The following is a 16,637-nucleotide window of genomic DNA, read 5'->3' on the forward strand; positions in this document are numbered from 1 at the left end:
GGGGCCGATGGACAGGATGGCGGGCCTGTGGCAGAAGCGGCGCGACCATCAAGCTTCGAGGCGGCACGTTGAAGAACAAGGGCAAACCGGCACAGGCCAGTGGCAAGCGGGGGAACCGCAACAGGCGGCCCGGCCCTGCCGGCAGGGCTGGCGGACCGTCCGGGCAGGCGCATGTTTCCGCGCCGAAGCCGCGCCGCGCCGGCGCCGGTGCCAAGGACGCGGTGCCCGACAGGAGCGAGGCGCAACCGGTCCGCGTGGCACGGCGCGGCGGCCCGCTTCCGGCCGAACGCCTGCCTGTCATCCTCGAAGTGCCGCCCGGCGAGAACTATGCCCTGATCGACAGCGGCGACGGCCGCAAGCTGGAGCGTTACGGACCCTACCTGATCGACCGGCCCGAAGGGCAGGCGATCTGGCGGCCGGCCCTTGACGCCGGCGAATGGGACAAGGCCGATGCGGTCTTTACCGGCGACACGGACGAGGAGGGCATGGGCCGCTGGCGCTTCCCGCACGATGCGCTGGGCGAGACGTGGCCGATGAAACATGACGGCATCGACTATCTCGGCCGCTTCACCTCGTTCCGCCATGTCGGCGTGTTTCCCGAACAGGCAACGCACTGGCAGCACATGGAGAGCCTGATCCGCGGCGCGGGACGGCCGGTCAAGGTGCTCAACCTGTTCGGCTATACCGGCCTTGCCTCGCTGGTGGCCGCGCGGGCCGGCGCGGAGGTGACTCATGTCGACGCGTCGAAGAAGGCGATCGGCTGGGCGCGGGAGAACCAGGAAATGGCGCGGCTTTCCGACAAGCCGATCCGCTGGATCTGCGAGGATGCGATGAAGTTCGTCGAGCGCGAGGCACGCCGCGGCAACGGCCACGACATCATCCTGCTCGACCCGCCGGCCTATGGCCGCGGCCCCAAGGGCGAAGTCTGGCAACTGTTCGACAACCTGCCCGTGATGGCGGACCTGTGCCGCCAGATCCTGACGCCGAAACCGCTGGCGGTGGTGCTGACCGCCTATTCCATCCGTGCCTCCTTCTTCGCCATCCATGCGCTCATGCGCGACAGCTTCGCCGGCATGGGCGGCCGCGTCGAGTCCGGCGAACTGGTGATCCGCGAAGCCTCGGCACAGCGCGCGCTCTCCACCTCGCTTTTCAGCCGATGGGTGGCGTCATGAGCCGGCAAACAGGTGTCGGGGCGCCCGGCCGGGTGAAGGAAATCACCAGCCTGTCCAATCCCTTGGTCAAGGACATCAAGGCGCTGGCGCTCAAGAAGTACCGCGACCAGAGCCACAGCTTTCTCGCGGAGGGCCAGAAACTGGTCATCGACGCGCTGGACGCGGGCTGGCACATCCGGATGCTGGTCTGCTCGAAAGCGGTCAAGGCGCGGGCCGACATCCAGGCGCTGGCCGCGCGAACGATCGCGGCAGGCGGCGACGTGCTGGAGGTCAGCGACAAGGTGCTGGCCGCCATCAGCCGCAAGGACAATCCGCAGATGGTGGCGGGCGTGTTCGAGCAAAGCCATGCGCGCCTCGCCGACATCCGGCCCGGCGGCGACGATGTCTGGATCGCCCTCGACCGGGTGCGCGATCCGGGCAACCTGGGCACCATCCTGCGCACCGCCGATGCGGTGGGCGCGAAGGGCGTGATCCTGGTCGGCGAGACCACGGACCCGTTTTCGCCGGAAACGGTGCGGGCCACCATGGGGTCCATCTTCGCCGTTCCGGTGGCCCGCGCCACGCAGGAGCAATTCCTCGCCTGGCGGGCCGGGTGGCCCGGCATGGTGGCGGGAACGCATCTCAAGGGATCGGTCGACTACCGGACAGTGGATTTCGCCGGCAAGCCGGTGCTGCTGGTCATGGGCAATGAAAGCCAGGGCCTGCCGGACGCCATCGCTGAAAGCTGCGACGCGCTCCTGCGCATTCCCCAGGCCGGGCGCGCCGATTCGCTCAACCTGGCGGTGGCGACGGGCGTGATGCTCTATGAAATCCGAAGGAGCGCACTGTCGCTGGAGGCCGGCGCATGAGGCTGTCGCGCACCGTCCGCCTGCACGGCCTGCTGGCTGCCGGCCTGATCGCGCTCGACCAGTGGATCAAGCACCTGGTCGAGACCGGCATGGCCTATCACGAGCAGATCGACCTGCTTCCCTTCTTCGCGCTGTTCCGCACGCACAACACAGGCATTGCCTTTTCGCTGCTGGCCGATTTCGGGGCCGGAGGACTGATCGCCCTGTCGCTGGTCATTTCGTGTTTCGTTCTCTGGCTGGCCTGGATCTCCGGACCCGAACAGCGGCTGGCCCATCTGGGCTTCGCGCTGATCATCGCCGGCGCCATCGGCAACCTGATCGACCGCGTCCTGCTCGGCTATGTGGTCGACTATTTCCTCTTCCACACGCCGGCCTGGTCCTTCGCGGTGTTCAACCTCGCCGATACATGGATCACGATCGGTGCGGGGCTGGTGCTGCTGGAGGAAATCCTGTCATGGCGGCGTGCTGCCGGGACCGGAGACGATTGACGCGCAGGCCGGGGCGGGGCCACATCACCATCTCAGACAGACCGGGAGACATCATCATGCGTTCGACCTTCAAGGCCATCCTGATCTCGCGCGGCGAGGACAAGAAGCAGTCCGTTTCGGTCACGGAACTCTCCGAAGACGACCTGATGGAAGGCGATGTCACCGTCGCCGTCGAGGCAACCACGGTGAACTACAAGGACGGGCTGGCGATCACCGGCAAGGCGCCGGTCGTGCGCCACTGGCCCATGGTGCCCGGCATCGATTTCGCGGGCACGGTCACCGCCTCGTCGAATCCGCAGTGGCAGGAAGGCGACAAGGTGGTCCTCAACGGCTGGGGCGTGGGCGAGACCCATTGGGGCGCCTATGCGGGCATGGCACGGGTGAAGGGCGACTGGCTGGTGCCGCTGCCGGCGGGCATGTCGGCGCTTCAGGCCATGGCCATCGGCACGGCCGGCTATACCGCCATGCTCTGCGTGATGGCGCTGGAGCGCTACGGCATCCGGCCCGGCGACGGACCCGTGGTGGTCACCGGGGCCGCCGGCGGCGTCGGCACGGTGGCCATCTCCATCCTCGCCAGGCTCGGCCACGAAGTGATCGCCTCGACAGGCCGGCCGGACGAAGCGGACTTCCTCAAGGACCTCGGCGCGGCCGCGATCATCGACCGGGCGGAGTTTTCCGAGCCCGGACGGCCGCTCGGCAAGGAGCGCTTCGCCGCTGGCATCGACGTTGCCGGATCGCACACGCTGGCCAATGTGCTGGCGCAGACGCGCTATGGCGGCGCGGTGGCGGCCTGCGGGCTGGCGCAGGGCATGGACCTGCCGGCGACGGTCGCGCCCTTCATCCTGCGCGGCGTGGCGCTGCTCGGTGTCGATTCGGTGATGGCGCCCAGGGAAAGACGGCTGGAAGCCTGGCAGCGCCTGGCAAGCGACCTCGACATGGCAAAGCTCGAGGCGCTTTCCGAAACGATCGGGTTCGACGGCATCATCGACACGGCAAAAGCGATCGTCGACGGAAAGGTGCGCGGCCGCGTCGCCGTCGACATGACAGCCTGAAACAACCCGTTTCGACGCGGACCGTTAAAATGCGGTCGCGCGGTCGAACGCTTCGCTAAGCAAGTCCATGGCATTGTCGTGCCATGGACGCAAAGGAACCAGACCCTGCCATGCATGCCGCGCCGCCGGAACCGTTCCGGACGGCGGGGACGGGCGCGCGCGGCAAGCGGCGCCTGCCCGAGGAAACGGGTGCCGGCAAGCTGGTGACGGCAGCCGGACTGATGACGGTCATGCTGGCCGGGCTGGCAGGTCTTGGCGGCTCGCCCGGCCTTGTGACGATGCTTCTGACCGGCTTCGGCCTTGCATGCTTGGCGACCGGGATCGTGCTCGACCGGCGCGAACGGCGCCAGCTTTCGGCCATGGCGACGACGGCGGAAGCGCAGGACGCCGATTACGAAGCCCTCGCCGACCGCATGTGGGAATTGCAGGAAAGCGAGGAACGCTTTCTCGGCCTGATCGACGCCCTGGGCGACCTCGTGGTCCATCGCGACCGGACCGGGCGCATCGTCTACGCCAACGACGCCCTTGCCCGCCTTCTTAACATGGACATGCGCAGCATTCGCGGTCTGCGGCTTTCGGATCTCGGCATCGCGCTCGACAACGCGCCAGACCCGGATCTCGCCGGAGCGGGCAGCCTGACATCCTGCGACGTTGCCGTGCAGACGGATTCGGGCGTGCGCTGGTTTTCCTGGATCGAGCATTCGATCCGCGACAGCGCGACGGGTGACGTTTCCCACCGCGCCATCGCCCGCGACATCACCGCGCGCAAGAAGGCCGAGCACGACCTGATCGAGGCGCGCGAGCGCGCGGAGGCCGCGAGCCAGGCCAAATCGCGCTTCCTGGCCACGGTCAGCCACGAAATCCGGACGCCCATGAACGGTATCGTCGGCATGGCACGGCTGCTGGCCGACACGGGCCTGACGCCGGAGCAGAAAACCTATGTCGATTCGGTGTCGACATCGGCGGACGCCCTCCTGCTGCTGATCGAGGACCTGCTCGACTTTTCCAAGATCGAGGCCGGGCGCATCGAGATCGCGCCGCAAACGGTCCCGCTGCGGGAGACGATCGACAGCGTGGTGGAACTGCTGGCATCGCGTGCCTATGCCAAGGGCATCGCCATTGCCGCGCATGTCGATCCGCGTGTGCCTGCGAGCATCGTCACCGATCCGGGAAAGCTGCGCCAGGTGCTGCTGAACCTTGCGGGCAACGCCGTCAAGTTCACCGAGACCGGAGGCGTCCGGCTTGGCGTTGCGATGTCGGCGGGGCCAGAGGGGCCGGCCGTCGCCTTCGACGTGATCGATACCGGTCCCGGCCTGAAGCCGGAAGACCAGGAGCGGATTTTCGGCGATTTCGAGCAGGCCGACGGTTCCCCGACCCGCCGCCACGGGGGCGCGGGTCTCGGACTTGCCATCTCGCGCCGGCTGGTGACCGCGATGGGCGGAACGGTTTGCGTCAAAAGCGAGCCCGGCGCCGGATCGGTCTTCACCGTCACGCTGCCATGCGAGGCCTGCCCCGCGGCCCGTCAGCCGAAGCTGGCCGGACGCCGCTACCTCCTGCTTTTGAAAAACCGGACCGAGGCCGAAGCCATCGCGGCCACGCTGACATCGGAAGGCGCGGAAGCCCTGCTCTGCGACGGGCCGCAACAGGCCTTCGCAAACGCTCCCGACCGGTTCGACGCCATGCTGATCGACGCCGACCTGGAGCAGGGCGACACCCTGGAGCGGCTGCGGGCGGCCGGCTTGAGCAGCGCCAACCCGGTCATCCTGATCGCACCGGGCGACCGCGGCCGCCTTGGCACGTTGCGCACCTTCGGCTATCTCAACTTCCTTGCGCGTCCGGTGCGCGGGACAACGCTGCTGCGCATTCTCGGCGGCGAACCGGCCGGCGGAACGGCGGCGGCCTTGCCGCCAAGGCCGGCGCGGGCACCGGGGAAAACGGGGGTGCAGGGCCTGTCGATCCTGCTTGCCGAGGACAACCCGGTCAATGCCATGCTGGCGCGCGCCGCGCTGGAGCGGGCCGGACATCATGTGACGCTTGCGCAGGATGGCGGGCGCGCGGTCGAACTCTACGCACAGAACAACAGCACCCTTTTCGATGTCGTGCTGATGGACCTGCACATGCCCGTGCTCGACGGTCTGGACGCCATCGACCGTATCCGCGCCATGGAACAGGCGGGCGGGTGGACGGAAAAACCGGTCCTTGTACTGACAGCGGATGGCCAGGAAGAGACCCGCGCACGGGCCATCGCCCATGGCGCAAACGGTTTCCTGACCAAGCCGCTGGACCCGGACCGACTCACCGCCGCCGTGCTCGATGCCACGGACGCGGCGGCCTGACGCCGGTTGCGAAATCCGTCATCGCCGCGTGACAGCGCCGGCCCGCTGTCACCGGCCTGTTGCATTGGGCCTGTATCGGGACCGGCAACAGCACCGCAATGGAGATTCGCCGCCATGCATGGCCGCTTGATTGCCCGCGAGATTCAGCCTAACGCATCCTTTGTGATGGAACATGCCCACGCAATCAGCGCGCTCGCGGAGCCGAAGGGCGTTCTCGGGCGGATCGGCACGATGGAAGTGCGCCTGGCGTGCAGCAGCGCCGAAATCGCGGCAGCGCAGGCTGTGCGATTTCGCGTCTTCTATGAGGAACTGGGTGCGCGGCGCGCCGAAATCCACGATCTGGAACGGCGCGACGCCGACCGCTTCGACACGATCTGCGACCACCTGCTGGTCATCGACACGGCGATCGACGGCCCGGAGGATCAGCAGATCGTCGGCACGTACCGGCTGTTGCGCCAGGAGCGGGCGCTTGCCGGCGGCGGCTTCTACACCAGCGGCGAATTCAACCTGGACAGCCTGATCCGCCGGCATCCCGCCCGCAACTTCCTGGAGCTCGGCCGCTCCTGCGTGCTGCCCGCCTATCGCCACAAGCGCACGGTGGAACTGCTCTGGCAGGGCATCTGGACCTATTGCAACCATCACAGGATCGACGTGATGACAGGCTGCGCGTCGCTGCCGGGTACCGTGCCCGCGGCCCATGCCGAATCGCTGAGCTTCCTGGCCCACAACTTCACGGCGGCCGGCCATTGGCGGGCCAGCGCCCTGCCGGCCCATTACCAGACGATGGATCTCATGCCGGCCGAGGCGGTGAACCCGAAGACGGCGGTCGCCGCCCTGCCGACCCTGGTGAAGGGTTATCTGCGGCTCGGCGCCATGATCGGCGACGGCTGCGTGATCGACCCGGATTTCCGCACCGTGGATGTCCTGATCATCCTGCCCGTCGAGCGGATCGGAGAGCGCTATCTCCAGCATTACGCGCCGAAGCAATAGCCTCGGCGGTCCCGGTCATCGCCGGGACGTCAGCAGCGCCTTGAGCCTGTAGATGGCGTCGAGCGCCTCGCGCGGGCTCATCTCGTCAGGCAGAAGCTCAGCCACGGCCCGTTGCAATTCATCGTCAGCGCGCGGTTCCGGTTTCGCGGTGCGGACCGTGGCGCTGAACAGCGGCAGGTCGTCGGCGAGCCGTGCCGCCGGCGAAGCCGTTTCGCCGGCTTCCAGTTTCTGCAGAACCTCGCGGGCGCGCTCCACGACCGGTTCGGGCAGGCCGGCAAGCCGCGCCACCTGGACGCCATAGGAGCGGTCGGCGGCGCCGCGCGCCACCTCGTGCATGAAGATCACCTCGCCGTTCCATTCGCGCACCTTCACGGTGACGGAATGAAGGCGCGGCAGGCGCGCCGTCAGGGCGTTCATCTCGTGGAAATGGGTGGCGAAGATGGCGCGGCAGCGGTTGCTGTCATGCAGGAACTCCATCGCGGCCCAGGCAATCGACAGCCCGTCGAAGGTGGCGGTGCCGCGCCCGATCTCGTCGAGGATCACCAGCGAGCGCGGGCCGGCCTGGTTGAGAATGGCCGCCGTCTCGACCATTTCCACCATGAAGGTGGAGCGGCCGCGGGCGAGATCGTCGGAGGCGCCCACCCGGCTGAACAGCCTGTCCACGACGCCGACATGGGCCGAGGCCGCCGGCACCCAGGCACCCATCTGCGCGAGGATGGCAATGAGCGCGTTCTGGCGCAGGAATGTGGACTTGCCACCCATGTTGGGACCGGTCAGCAGCCAGATGGCGCCGTCACCGCCATCGCTTCCCGGCGACAGGTCACAATCATTGGCGACGAAGGGATCGCCGGCCTGACGGCGCAGCGCCTGCTCCACGACCGGATGGCGGCCGCCTTCGACATGGAAGGCGAGGCTGTCATCGACTTTCGGCCTCACCCAGTTTTCGGCCTCGGCCAGCACGGCCAGCGCCGCCGACACGTCGATGACGGCGAGCGCGCCGGCGGCGGCGCGGATGGATTCCGCAGCGGCGACCGTTTCGGCAACCAGCGTGGAAAAAATGGAAAGCTCGATTTCCAGCGCACGGCCGGCGGCATTGGCGATGCGGCTTTCCAATTCCGCCAGTTCGGTGGTGGTGAAGCGCATGGCGCTGGCCATGGTCTGGCGGTGGATGAAGCGGGCCTTGGCCTCGGGTGTGCCGGTCAGAACATCCTGATGGTTGGCCGTCACCTCGATATAGTAGCCCAGAACGTTGTTGTGGCGGATCTTGAGCGAGCGGATACCCGTCTCCTCGATCAGGTCCGCCTGCATGGCCGCGATGACACGGCGCGACTGGTCGCGCAGCGCGCGCATCTCGTCCAGTTCGCCGTGATAGCCCCCGGCGACGAAGCCGCCGTCGCGTTTCATGAGCGGCAGGTCCTCGCCCAGGGCGCGGGAAAGATGTTCGCCCAGCGCCTGCGGCAGGGCGGCGAGCGCTGCACGGGCGCTTTCCAGTTCGGCGGGCAGCATGGCGCCTGCCAGCATGCGCGCCGCCTCGCCGGCCGCGGCCAGTCCGGCGGCGATGGCACCCAGGTCGCGCGGGCCGCCCCGGTCGAGGGCCAGCCGGGTCAGGGCACGCGGCATGTCGGGCGCGGCCTTCAGAAGCGCGCGCAGCCTTGAACACAACTCCGGATCGTCGAGAAAGAAGGCGACGGAGTCCTGCCGCGCGGCAATGGCATCGGGGTCTGTGAGCGGGGCGGTCAGCCGGGCCGCCAGCAGGCGCGCGCCGCCGCCGGTGACGGTGCGGTCGACCGCCTTCAGGAGCGAGCCATCACGGCTGCCCGACAGGGTGCGCAGCAGTTCCAGGTTGGCGCGCGTGGCCGCGTCGATGTACATGGCCGCGCCGTCTTCCTCGCGGCGGGGCCGTTCGAGCGGCGGGCGGCCCTCGATCTGGGTCTTCTCGACATAGGCGACGACGCCGGCGATCGCCGACAGTTCGGCGCGGGAAAACTGGCCGAAGCCGTCCAGCGCGCCGACCCCATAGAAACGGGCGATGCGGTCCGGCGCCGCGGCCGAATCGAACAGGCTGGCCGGCTGGGGATTGGCGACCCGGCCCATCATGTCGATCAGCGGGCGCAGGCCCGGATCGTGGAACAGCGGTTCGGCGAGCACGAGTTCACGCGGATCGACGCGGGCAATGCCGGCGGCCAGCCCGGTCTCGTCCAAGGCGGCGACACGAAACTCTCCGGTGGACATGTCGGCCCAGGCGAGCGCGTAGCCCTCGCCCTTGACGCGGCCGAGCGCTGCAAGGTGGTTGGGTGCTGCCGGGTCGAGAAGCTTCTCCTCGGTCAGCGTGCCGGGCGTGACAAGGCGGATGACATCGCGGCGGACGACGGATTTCGAGCCCCGTTTCTTCGCTTCAGCGGGATCCTCCACCTGCTCGCAGACGGCGACGCGGTGACCCGCGGCGATCAGTTTCTGCAGGTAATCGTCGGCGGCATGGACCGGCACGCCGCACATGGGAATGTCCTCGCCCAGGTGCTTGCCGCGTCTGGTGAGCGTGATGCCCAGCGTGCGCGCGGCAATCTCGGCGTCGGCAAAGAACAGTTCGTAGAAATCGCCCATCCGGTAGAACAGCAGCGAATCCGGGTTGGCCATCTTGATCTCGATATACTGCTCCATCATCGGCGTGGCCGAGGACAGGCTTTCGGGCGAGCCAAGCGATTGCAGGCCGTGGGGATGGCTGTCTTTGCTGTCTTTGTCCGTTTGCAAGGCGGAAAGTCCCCCTGTCGCGACCCGCAAGGGTCCGAATTTCCCGTTTGGCGATTTACACGCCCGATGTGTAGCCTTATCGAAACTGCTCCACAGCAAAAACTTCCGGAATCGCCCATGCCATCGTCAAAGAAACCCCGCCAGGCCGGCACCACCGTCACAGCGCAGGAAGCGCTCGATTTCCACGCGCGGGGCCGGCCCGGGAAGCTGGAGATCACGCCGACAAAGCCGATGGCGACCCAGCGCGACCTGAGCCTGGCCTATTCGCCGGGCGTGGCGGTGCCGGTGAAGGCCATCGCGGAAAACCCGAGCCGGGCCTTCGACTACACGACGCGCGGCAACATGGTGGCGGTCATCTCGAACGGCACGGCGATCCTGGGCCTCGGCAATCTCGGCGCGCTGGCCTCCAAGCCGGTGATGGAGGGCAAGTCGGTGCTGTTCAAGCGGTTTGCCGACGTCGATTCCATCGATCTCGAGGTCGATACGCAGGATGTCGACGAATTCGTCAACTGCGTGCGTTTCCTCGGTCCCTCCTTTGGCGGCATCAACCTGGAAGACATCAAGGCGCCTGACTGCTTCATCATCGAGCAGCGTCTGCGCGAGATCATGGACATTCCCGTCTTCCACGACGACCAGCACGGCACGGCGATCATCGCCGCGGCGGGCCTCGTCAACGCGCTGCACCTGACGGGGCGCGACCTGAAGAACACGAAGCTCGTGTGCAACGGTGCGGGCGCCGCCGCCATCGCCTGCATCGAACTGATCAAGGCCATGGGCATGCCCGGCGAGAACATCATCCTGTGCGACACCAAGGGCGTGATCCACAAGGGCCGGACCGACGGCATGAACCAGTGGAAATCGGCCCATGCGGTCGAGACCGATGCCCGCACGCTGGCCGATGCCATCAAGGGCGCGGACGTGTTCTTCGGCCTTTCGGCCAAGGGCGCGCTGACGCCGGACATGGTGTCCGACATGGCCGCCAGGCCCATCATCTTCGCCATGGCCAATCCCGACCCGGAGATCACGCCGGAGGAAGTGGACGAACTGCGCGACGACGCCATCATGGCGACGGGGCGGTCGGACTATCCCAACCAGGTCAACAACGTGCTGGGCTTTCCCTACATCTTCCGCGGCGCGCTGGACGTGCGGGCGACGACGATCAACGAGGAAATGAAGATCGCCGCCGTCAACGCGCTGGCCGAACTGGCGCGCGAGGACGTTCCCGACGACGTGGCCGCCGCCTATGGCGGCACGCGGCCGCAATTCGGCCCGCAATACATCATTCCCGTTCCGTTCGATCCGCGCCTGATCTCGGCGGTTCCGGTGGCCGTGGCCAGGGCGGCGATGGACAGCGGCGTGGCGCGCGTGCCGATCCTCGACCTGGAAGCCTATGCCCAGCAGCTTTCGGCGCGGCGCGACCCGATCGCGTCGACCCTGCAACGCATCTACGAGCGGGTGCGCCGCCAGCCCAAGCGCGTCGTCTTCGCCGAGGGCGAGGAAGAGCAGGTGATGCGCGCGGCCGTGGCCTATGTGAACCAGAGGCTCGGCACCGCCATCCTGCTGGGGCGCGAGGAGCAGATGCGGCAGACGGCCAGGGAAGCCGGCGTCGACCTCGACAGGCCCGGCATCGAACTGGTCAATGCCAGGCTGTCCCGGCGCAATGCCGTTTACGCGGAATTCCTCTATGAGCGCCTGCAGCGCAAGGGCTACCTGTTCCGCGACTGCCAGCGCATGATCAACAATGACCGCAACCATTTCGGCGCCTCCATGGTGGCGCTGGGCGACGCGGACGCCATGGTTTCGGGCGTGACGCGCAATTATTCGACCGTGCTGGAGGACGTCTGCCGCGTCATCGACGCCAAGTCCGGCCATCGCATGATCGGCGTTTCGCTGGCGCTGTGCCGGGGCCGCACGGTGCTGGTGGCCGATACGGCCGTGCATGACATGCCGACATCGGAACAGCTTGCCGACATCGCCGAGGAGGCGGCGGAAATGGCACGCCGCATGGGTTACGAGCCGCGCGTGGCGATGCTCGCCTATTCCACCTTCGGCCATCCGCGCGGCGAACGCTCCGACCGGGTGCGCGAGGCGGTGCAGATCCTCGACAAGCGCCGGGTGGATTTCGAGTATGACGGCGAGATGGCCGCCGACGTGGCGCTGAACGAATCGCTGATGGAGCAATATCCCTTCATCCGGCTTTCCGGTCCGGCCAACGTCTTGGTGATGCCGGCCTTCCATTCGGCATCCATCGCTACCAAGATGCTGCAGGAACTGGGCGGCTCGACGGTGATCGGACCGCTGCTGGTCGGCCTGGAGAAATCGGTGCAGATCGTGCCGATGAACGCCAAGGATTCCGACATCGTGAACATGGCGGTGATCGCGGCCTACAACGCGGGAAGCTGATTCCCCGGACAACGCATGGCCGCCCTCGCCGACGACAAGGACATCCGCCCATGGCCCGCGTGCCGCTCAAGCTGAACGAGATGATCGACGCCGACGCGCTGCGCGCGGACCTGACGGCGCTGACCGGCACGGATGGCGACGGCTCGGACCTGGCGATACGGGCGCGCGTTCTGGAGAAGCTGAAGCAGGCCATGGCGGACGGCCGCGAACGGGCGGAGGCCATGCTGCTGGCCGATGGCGGCGGCACGGCCTGCGCGGTGCGGCTTTCGCACCTGATGGACGAGGTCATCCGGGTTCTCTACGATTTCGCCGTCACCCACGTCTACCGGTCGAAGAACCCGAGCCAGGCGGAACGGATGTCCGTGGTTGCCGTGGGCGGCTACGGACGCGGCACGCTGGCGCCCGGCTCCGACATCGACCTGTTGTTCCTGCTGCCCTACAAGCAGACGCCGTGGGGCGAGCAGGTGGTGGAGTACATGCTCTACATGCTGTGGGACATGGGCCTGAAGGTGGGCCATGCCACCCGCAACATCGAGGAGTGCATCCGCCTGTCGCGCGGCGACATCACCATCCGCACCGCCGTGCTGGAAGCGCGCTACCTGTGGGGTGACGAGGGGCTTTTCGAGGAACTGTTCACCCGCTTCGACGAGGAAGTGGTCAAGGGCTCGGGGGCGGAATACGTACAGGCCAAGCTCGCCGAACGCGACGAGCGCCACGCCAAGCAGGGCGAGAGCCGCTACAAGGTCGAGCCCAACATCAAGGAGGGCAAGGGCGGCTTGCGTGACCTGCACACCCTGTTCTGGATCGGCAAGTATTTCTACCGGGTGCGCACGGCGGAGGAACTGATCGGCAAGGGCGTCTTCACGCGCAAGGAATACAACATGTTCCGCCGCGCCGAGGATTTCCTGTGGGCGGTGCGCTGCCACATGCATTTCGTCACCGGCAAGCCGGAGGAGCGGCTGCATTTCGAATTGCAGCGCGACGTCGCGGAACGGCTGAACTACCAGTCGAAGCCGGGGCTTTCGGCGGTCGAGCGCTTCATGAAGCATTACTTCCTCGTCGCCAAGGACGTGGGCGACCTGACCCGCATCTTCTGCGCGGAACTGGAGGAGGAACAGGCCAAGAAGGCGCCCGGTTTCAACCGCTTCCTGTCCGGTTTCTCGCGGCGCAAGCGCAAGATCCCCGGCACCCAGGACTTCATCATCGACAATGACAGGATCAACATCGCCAACGAGCAGGTGTTCGAGAAGGATCCGGTCAATCTGGTGCGCCTGTTCTGGTTTGCCGACAAGCACGGGCTGGAATATCATCCCGACGCGATGCAGCTTGTCACGCGTTCGCTGAAACTCGTGAACCGCGACCTGCGCCGCGACGCGGAAGGCAACCGGCTGTTCATGGACGTGCTGACATCGGACCGCGATCCGGAAATGACGCTGCGGCGGATGAACGAGGCCGGCCTGCTCGGCCGCCTCATCCCGGATTTCCGCAAGATCGTGGCGATGATGCAGTTCAACATGTATCACCACTACACGGTGGACGAGCATCTCCTGCGCTGCATCGGGGTGCTTTCCTCGATCGAACGGGGCAGCGAATCGGCGGCGCATCCGCTGGCCAGCCAGCTCATCCCGGAAATCAAGGCCAACCGGCGCATCCTCTACACCGCCCTTTTGCTGCACGACATCGCCAAGGGCCGGCCGGAGGATCACTCTGTGGCGGGTGCGCGCATTGCCCGGCGGCTCTGCCCGCACATGGGCCTTGACGCCGCGGAAACGGAAACCGTCGCCTGGCTGGTGCAGGAACACCTGACCATGTCGATGGTCGCGCAGTCGCGCGATCTCAACGACCGCAAGACCATCGAGGACTTCGCCGACACCGTGCAATCGGTGGAGCGGCTGAAGCTGCTGCTCGTGCTGACCGTCTGCGACATCCGCGGCGTGGGTCCGGGTGTGTGGAACGGCTGGAAAGGCCAGCTTCTGCGCACGCTGTTCTACGAGACCCAGCTTCTCCTGACCGGCGGCTTTTCCGAAGGATCGCGCCGCGAGCGCACCGCCCATGCCCGCGCCCGCCTCGCCGAAGCGTTGAAGGACTGGCCCGCCGAAGAGGTCGAGGCCTATACCGACCTTCATTACTCGGCCTACTACCTGGTGACGAGCCTGGAAGACCAGATCCGCCACGCGCGTTTCATCCGGGAAACCCAGAAGGCCGGCAAGGCGCTCGCCACCGAAGTCCGCACGCTGGCCTTCGAGGGCGTGACCGAAATCACCGTCCTGACGCCCGACCATCCGCGCCTGCTGTCGGTCATCGCCGGGGCCTGTGCGGCCGCCGGCGCCAACATCGTGGACGCGCAGATCTTCACCACATCGGACGGGCGGGCGCTGGATACGATCATGGTCAACCGCGAATTCGACCAGGACGAGGACGAATTGCGCCGCGCCGCGCGGGTCGGCCGGCTGATCGAGGAGGCGCTCGCCGGCAAGACGCGGCTGCCCGAAATGATCGAGAAGAAGAGCAGGCCCAGGCGCAAGTCGAAAGCCTTCCGGATCGCGCCGGTGGCGGAAATCCGCAACACGCTGTCGCACAAGTTCTCGGTGATCGAGGTGGAGGGGCTGGACCGGCCCGGTCTGCTGTCGGAGCTGACCGGGGCCATCGCCGACCTGTCGCTCGACATCGCCTCGGCGCATATCACCACCTTCGGCGAGAAGGTGATCGACACATTCTACGTGACCGATCTTGTCGGCCACAAGATCGAGAACCCGACGCGGCAGGCGCGCATCAAGGCGGCGCTGACCGGCGTGCTGGAGGACAACGGCGCCACAGGCAAGCCGCGATCGGCGGCCATGTCATGAGCCGCCGGGCCGTGCGGGGGACGCTGAAGCCATGAGCCTCGTCAACAAGTTCGCCAGCGTGGGCGCCGCGACCATGGCCAGCCGCGTCCTGGGTTTCGTGCGCGAGGCGCTGATCGGCGCGGCGCTCGGCGCCGGTCCCGTGGCGGACGCCTTCTACGCCGCCTTCGGCTTTCCCAACCTGTTCCGGCGGCTGTTCGCCGAAGGCGCCTTCAACTCGGCCTTCGTGCCGCTGTTCGCCAAGGAAGTCGAGAAGGGGGGCCTCGCGGCCGCGCGGGCCTTCGCCGAACAGGTGCTGGCGGTGCTGTCGGCGGTGCTCATCGCGCTGTCGGGCCTTGCCATCCTTTTCATGCCCGGCCTTGTCGCCACCGTGGTGGCGCCGCTCTTCGCCGATACGCCCGACAAGTTCGCCATGACGGTGGACATGACGCGGATCATGTTTCCCTATCTCTTCTGCATGTCGCTGGTGGCAATGTTCTCCGGCATCCTCAATTCGCTGAGGCGGTATTTCCTCGCGGCCATCGTGCCGGTGCTGCTCAACGTGATCCTCGTCGCGGTGGTGGGCCTTGCGCTGTGGCTCGGCGCCGATGCCACGCTCACCGGCTACTGGATGGCCTGGGGGGTGTTCGCCTCCGGCTTCGCACAACTGGCGCTGCTGGCCATCGGCGTGGCGCGCGAGGGGCTGAAGCTCGGCCTCATCCGCCCGGCGCTGACGCCCCAGGTCAGGCGCCTGCTCGTGCTGATGGGACCCGCCATCGTGACCGGCGGCGTGGTGCAGATCAACATCATGATCGGACGCATCATCGCCTCGGCGCAGGACGGCGCCATCGCGCTCCTGAACTATGCCGACCGCATCAACCAGCTGCCGCTTGGCGTCATCGGCATCGCCATCGGCGTGGTGCTGCTGCCGGAACTGTCGCGGGCACTGGCGGCCGGCGACGACCGCGACGCCCAGCACCTGCAGAACCGGAGCCTGGAATTCGCCCTCGGCCTGACGCTTCCGGCGGCCGTGGGCTTCATGGTCATGCCCGAACCGCTGGTCAACCTGCTCTATGAGCGCGGTGCCTTCACGGCGGAGACGACGCGGCTGACCGCGCAGGCGCTAGCCGCCTTCGCCGCCGGCCTGCCGGCCTATGTCCTCATCAAGGTGTTCCAGCCGGCCTATTTCGCGCGCGAGGACATGAAGACCCCGTTGTGGTTCTCCATCGTGGCGGTCGTGGTGAATGTCGGCTTCTCGCTGATCTTCTTCGAAGCGATGGGTCACGTCGCCATCGCGCTCGCCACGGCGGTATCGGCCTGGGTGAACTTCCTGCTGCTGGCCGTGACGCTCTGGCGGCGCAACGACTTCCGGCCCTCGCCCGCCACGTTGCGGCGCGTCACCATGATCGTACTGGCGGCGGCCGTCATGGGCGCGGCCGTCGCGGCCATCCAGTGGGCGTTGCCGGGCTGGTTCGCAAGTCCGTCGCTCGGCCTGCGGCTCGCGGCCACGGCCGGCACCGTGCTCGCGGCCATGGTGATCTATTTCACGCTGGTGATCGTCACCGGCGGACTGGACCGGCAGGAACTGGCCCGCGCCGTGCGCAGGCGGCGCAAGACGCCGCCCACCACCGGAGTCTGACACGCAATATCGCCGGGCAGAGGCGGTCCGGCGCAAAACAGGGCCTTGATCGCAGGCACGGGCTCGGCCATAAGCCGTGCCGACAAACCCGCGGGGCGGATGAGCCGCCGCCGGAGCCCTCCACCAGCTTCACGAGAGT

The 16,637-nt window shown here is 67.3% G+C and carries 10 protein-coding genes; 9 read left to right on the forward strand and 1 reads right to left on the reverse strand.

Going from position 1 to position 16,637, the window contains the following annotated elements:
- Nucleotides 1-221 precede the first annotated feature (221 nt).
- From ACLB6G_RS01895 to olsB, 6 genes are all read left to right on the forward strand, one after another.
- Nucleotides 222-1,172: an RsmD family RNA methyltransferase gene (locus ACLB6G_RS01895; RefSeq protein WP_410355148.1), complete on the forward strand. Its 951-nt coding sequence runs from the start codon at nucleotides 222-224 to the stop codon at nucleotides 1,170-1,172.
- Entirely contained in the window at nucleotides 1,169-2,020 is an 852-nt protein-coding gene (locus ACLB6G_RS01900; protein ID WP_410354411.1) for a TrmH family RNA methyltransferase, read from the forward strand. The genes ACLB6G_RS01895 and ACLB6G_RS01900 overlap by 4 nt, the downstream gene beginning before the upstream one ends.
- Nucleotides 2,017-2,508, forward strand: a complete 492-nt coding sequence (gene lspA / locus ACLB6G_RS01905) for a signal peptidase II (RefSeq protein ID WP_410354412.1) — start codon at nucleotides 2,017-2,019, stop codon at nucleotides 2,506-2,508. Before ACLB6G_RS01900 ends, lspA begins: the two co-directional genes overlap by 4 nt.
- 56 nt (nucleotides 2,509-2,564) lie before the next feature.
- Nucleotides 2,565-3,560, forward strand: a complete 996-nt coding sequence (gene acuI, locus ACLB6G_RS01910; protein WP_410354413.1) for an acrylyl-CoA reductase (NADPH) — start codon at nucleotides 2,565-2,567, stop codon at nucleotides 3,558-3,560.
- 83 nt (nucleotides 3,561-3,643) lie between these two features.
- Nucleotides 3,644-5,896 (forward strand): PAS domain-containing hybrid sensor histidine kinase/response regulator, encoded by a 2,253-nt coding sequence (locus ACLB6G_RS01915; protein ID WP_410354414.1) that lies wholly within the window; start codon nucleotides 3,644-3,646, stop codon nucleotides 5,894-5,896.
- A 165-nt stretch (nucleotides 5,897-6,061) separates the two neighbouring features.
- On the forward strand, nucleotides 6,062-6,886 hold the full coding sequence (olsB, locus tag ACLB6G_RS01920; protein WP_410354415.1) for a l-ornithine N(alpha)-acyltransferase: 825 nt from the start codon (nucleotides 6,062-6,064) through the stop codon (nucleotides 6,884-6,886).
- Between the two features lie 15 nt (nucleotides 6,887-6,901).
- On the opposite strand, the gene mutS is transcribed toward olsB, so the two are convergent.
- Nucleotides 6,902-9,547 carry a DNA mismatch repair protein MutS gene (gene mutS, locus ACLB6G_RS01925; protein WP_410355149.1) on the reverse strand — a complete coding sequence of 882 codons (2,646 nt, stop codon included), beginning with the start codon at nucleotides 9,545-9,547 and terminating at the stop codon, nucleotides 6,902-6,904.
- Nucleotides 9,548-9,751: 204 nt separating this feature from the next.
- Here mutS and ACLB6G_RS01930 point away from each other — a divergent pair, with 204 nt between their 5' ends.
- The 3 genes from ACLB6G_RS01930 to murJ are packed head-to-tail and all read left to right on the forward strand — an operon-like array spanning nucleotide 9,752 to nucleotide 16,498.
- The gene (locus tag ACLB6G_RS01930; protein WP_410354416.1) at nucleotides 9,752-12,037 is read left to right on the forward strand and encodes an NADP-dependent malic enzyme; all 2,286 of its coding nucleotides are present in this window, start codon (nucleotides 9,752-9,754) and stop codon (nucleotides 12,035-12,037) included.
- 50 nt (nucleotides 12,038-12,087) lie between these two features.
- On the forward strand, nucleotides 12,088-14,883 hold the full coding sequence (locus ACLB6G_RS01935) for a [protein-PII] uridylyltransferase (protein WP_410354417.1): 2,796 nt from the start codon (nucleotides 12,088-12,090) through the stop codon (nucleotides 14,881-14,883).
- Nucleotides 14,884-14,914: 31 nt separating this feature from the next.
- Entirely contained in the window at nucleotides 14,915-16,498 is a 1,584-nt protein-coding gene (murJ, locus tag ACLB6G_RS01940) for a murein biosynthesis integral membrane protein MurJ (RefSeq protein ID WP_410354418.1), read from the forward strand.
- Nucleotides 16,499-16,637: the final 139 nt, after the last annotated feature.

It is taken from the genome of Zhengella sedimenti (assembly GCF_046506625.1).
GTDB lineage: Bacteria > Pseudomonadota > Alphaproteobacteria > Rhizobiales > Rhizobiaceae > Zhengella > Zhengella sedimenti.